The sequence below is a fragment of the Promineifilum sp. (SeqCode) genome, from assembly GCF_041918635.1.
Lineage (GTDB): Bacteria > Chloroflexota > Anaerolineae > Promineifilales > Promineifilaceae > Promineifilum.
Map to the genome: position 1 here is coordinate 1 of NZ_JAYRVJ010000203.1, position 3,967 is coordinate 3,967.

The 3,967-nt window shown below is 70.8% G+C and carries 1 protein-coding gene and 1 pseudogene; one reads left to right on the forward strand and one right to left on the reverse strand.

Features of this window, described 5'->3' with window-relative positions:
- Positions 1-3,186, forward strand: a 3,186-nt coding sequence (locus ACE3UY_RS07075; protein WP_374686841.1) for an alpha-2-macroglobulin, incomplete at its 5' end; no start/stop codon positions are given.
- Positions 3,187-3,574: 388 nt separating this feature from the next.
- Here the strand turns inward: ACE3UY_RS07075 and ACE3UY_RS07080 are convergent.
- Positions 3,575-3,967 (reverse strand): annotated as a pseudogene (locus tag ACE3UY_RS07080) (hypothetical protein); the annotation flags it as partial.

Consider the following 3,967-nt stretch of genomic DNA (forward strand, 5'->3'; position numbering starts at 1 on the left):
CAGACGCGGCGCTTCGCCGTCGAGGCCACGGTCAACGACGGCAGCAATCTGACCGTCAGCGGCTCGGCCGCCGTCACCGCCCACCGCGCGGCCGAGCTGGTCGAGTTGCAGACGGAGAGCTATTTTGTGGATCCCGGACAGTCCTTCCCGGTGACGGCGCGCGTGACGACGACCGTTGGCGAACCTACACCGGTCGACGGGCGCGCCCTGCGCGCCTATCTGCGCCATTGGTCGGGCAGCCAGGGCAAATACGTCGAGGTTGAGGCGCCCGAGGAGTGGATCACCGGCCCAGACGGGACTGTCCAGCGCGATTACACCCTGCCCGGCCCCGGCTATTACCAGTTCCGGCTACTGGGGCGCGACGACGCGGGCCGCACGCTCATCGCCGATACCTACGTCTATGCCCTGGGCGAAGACGAGTCGGCCGGCTGGTGGTACAGCGGCGACCAGATGGGCATCACCATCAGCGCCGACCGGGAGCAGTACGCCCCCGGCGATGTGGCCCGGCTGGCGATCGCCTCCCCCTTCGGCGGGCCGGCCCTGCTGACGTTCGAGCGGGCCGTCGTCCGGCGCGAGATGCCGGTCATGCTGACGCCGCCGCTGACCGTCGTTGAAGTGCCCATCCTGCCAGAGGACGCGCCCAACATTCACGTGACGGTCAACGCCTGGGAGCCGCTGGTCGTCCACCCGCCGACCGAGAAAAGCGAGGAGGGCTGGTATAACTACGCCTCCGCGAGCCAGCGCGACGCCCAACTGGTGACGGCCTCGGTCAACCTGTCCGTGCCCGTCACCGACCGGACGCTGACCGTGACCATCGCCACCGACCGGGATGTCTACGCCCCGCGCGACGAGGCGACGGTCACGGTGCGCGTGACCGACGCCGCCGGCCAGCCCGTCATCGCCCAGGTGGCCCTGGCGATGGTGGACGAAGCCATCTTCCTGCTGGCCGACGACAACACCCGGCCGCTCTACGACGCCTTCTACCACGAGCGCCCCAACCGCGTGCGCACCCGCAACGCGCTGGCCCCCGGCCGCGACCTGTACGGGGGTGGCCTGGGTGGCGGCGGCGGCGACGGTCTGGGCAACCCGCGCAGCGACTTCCCCGACACGGCGGCCTGGTTCCCGGCCCTGCTCACCGACGCCAACGGCGAGGCGACCGTGACCATCGCCCTGGCCGACAGCCTGACGACGTGGCGGCTGACGGCGCGCGCCGTCACCGCGGCCGACACGAGCGTGGGCGAGGCCATCCACAAATTCACCACCCACCAGGACGTGATCGTGCGCCCCATCCTGCCGCGCGGCCTGACCGTGGGCGACGAGCTGGCCCTATCGGCCGTCGTCCACAACTACGGTGCGGAGCCGGCCGAACTGACGGTGTCGCTCTCCGACGCGGCGGGGCTGCTGTCCATCGCTGAGCCGGAGCAGACGGTGGCGTTGGAGCCGGGCCAGACGCGGGTGATCGGCTGGCCGGTGGTCGTGGCCGCCGCGGGCGAGACGCGGGCGCTGGTGACGGCGACCTTCCCCGACGGCGCGACGGGCGACGCCATCGAGCTGCCGCTGGCTGCCCGGCCGCTGGCCGTGCCCATCGTCGCCTACGCCAGCGGCGATCTGGTCGGCTCGGGCGCGATCGCCTTCGACGCGCCGGCCGACTTCCTGCCGCAGAGCGTCGTCACGCTGGAGATCAGCCGCTCGGCGGCCGGCACACTGCTCAACGGCCTGGAGTTCCTGACCGGCTTCCCCTACGGCTGCGTGGAGCAGACGATGAGCCGCGCCCTGCCCAACGCCGTCGTCAGCCGCGCCTTTAACACGTTGGGCTTCCCACCGCCGGCGAACGTGAATCTGGACGAACTGGTCAACGTCAGCGCCCAGCGCCTCTACGGCTTCCAGCACGACGACGGCGGCTGGGGCTGGTGGTTCGACGACGATAGCCACGACTACCAGACCGCCTGGGTCGTCTTCGGCCTCAGCACAATGGCCGAGGCGGGACACGAGATCGATCCCGGCGTCATTGAGCGCGGCGCGGTCTACTTGCGCGAGCACCTGGCCGAAGCCAACCCGCGCACCCGCGCCTACATGCTCTACGCGCTGGCCGTCGCCGGCCAGCCCGACGGCCCGGCCGCCCTGGCCCTGCTGGATGAAGCCGGCGGCCTGGAGGGGGACGAGGCGCTCGACGCCTTCAGCCTGGCCGCGCTGGCCCTGGCGCTGGACGCCGCCGGCGAGGCCGGGACCGCGGGTGAGATCATGGATCAACTGGAGGCGACGGCCATCGTCGAAGACGGCCGCGCCCACTGGGGCATTACCGGCGGCGACGGCTACTACGCCCGCAAGGATATGTCCTCCGCCCTGCGCTCCACGGCGCTGGCTCTGTCGGCCTTCGTCCGGCTGCGGCCGGGCAGCGAGTTGGAGCCGCAGATCGTGCGCTACCTGATGGACGCCCGGCGCGGCGACGGCTGGGGCACGACGAACGAGACGGCCTACGCCATTCTGGGGCTGACCGATCACCTGCTGGCGACGGGGGTAACGGAAACGCCCGCCCCCTACGCCGTGGTGCTCAACGGCGCGCCGCTGGCCGCGGGCGAACTGGCCGCGGGCGAACTGCGCGACACCCTCGCCGTGCCCGTCAACCGGCTGGCGGCGGGCGAGAACGCGCTGGAGGTCACGACGACGGCCGGCGGCCGGCTCTACTACACCCTGAACGCGCGCTACGCCGCCGCCCGCGATGCCATCGAGGCCGACGGCCCCATCGTGGTCGACCGCCGCTACCTGTCGCCCGACGGCAAGACGGCGTTGGCGAGCGCCCGCGCCGGCGAACTGGTGCTGGTGCGGCTGACGGTCAAGGTTCCGCGCGATGAGTTCTACATGCTGGTGGAAGATCGCGTGCCGGGCGGGCTGGAGCCGCTAAACGAGCGGCTGAACGCCACCAGCCACGACGCCGTCCGCGGCCCGTATGAGTATTGGCCGCCAGAGGAAACGTGGCGCAGCTACGGCTATAACTACAAGGAGATTCGCGAGGGGCGGGTGACGTTCTTCATCAGCGAATTGCCGATCGGAACCCACACCTTTGAGTACACCGCCCGCGCCACCCACACCGGCGCCTTCACCGCCCTGCCGGCCGAGGCGTGGGCGATGTATGAGATGGAGGCGTGGGGGCGGTCGTCCAGTGACGAACTCGTGATCGAGGAGTAAGAAGCTCACGCCAAGAACGCAAAGGACGCCAAGAGCGCCAAGAAGAATAACACTTTGCGTTCTTGGCGCACTTTGCGTGCTTTGCGTGAGACTCTGGAGAGGTCGGCCTCGTGGATAGCTACACGAGGCTGCTTGGTGACTGATGGCCCGCGGCGGGCCCACACCCTGGAACGGCCGCCGCGCCGAGACCCCTGATAACACCCCGGCGATGCGACCTGCCTACAGTATAGCAGGCTTCTGCCCCAAATAGCGCCACGAAATAGGGACTAGGGGCTAGGGGCTAGGGAAGAACGTTCTGGCCTAGACCCTCATTTCTTGAACAGGGGTTAGGAGATAGAGGGTGGGGACTAGGGCTTAGGGGAGGGCGCTCTTCCCTAGTCCCTAGCCCCTATCTTATCGCCGTAGGCGGGGGCAGGAGCGTCGGCGGCGGGGTGGGCGGCCAGACGGGCGTCTGGGTGGGGCCGGAGGGAGCGGGCGGCGTCTGCGTCAGTTCGGGCGGGGCGGGCGTGGGCCACTGCGTGGGCCAGAGCGCGCCGCCCGTCGGCCGGCCGGCGGGCGTGGGCGTCGTTGTCGGGCTGGGCGTGATGGAGGGGCGGGCCTCTCGCTGGCCGCCCGTGGCCGGCGGCCGGGAGTCGGCGGCCGGGGTGGCCGTCACGGCAGCGGCCGTGGCCGCGGCGATGGCGCTGGGGTCGCCCAACAGTTCCACGTAGGCCGACGACACCCAGCCCCGCCCGCGCCCCGGCACGCGCACCTGGAGCCACTCGCCCGTCAGGCTCATGGC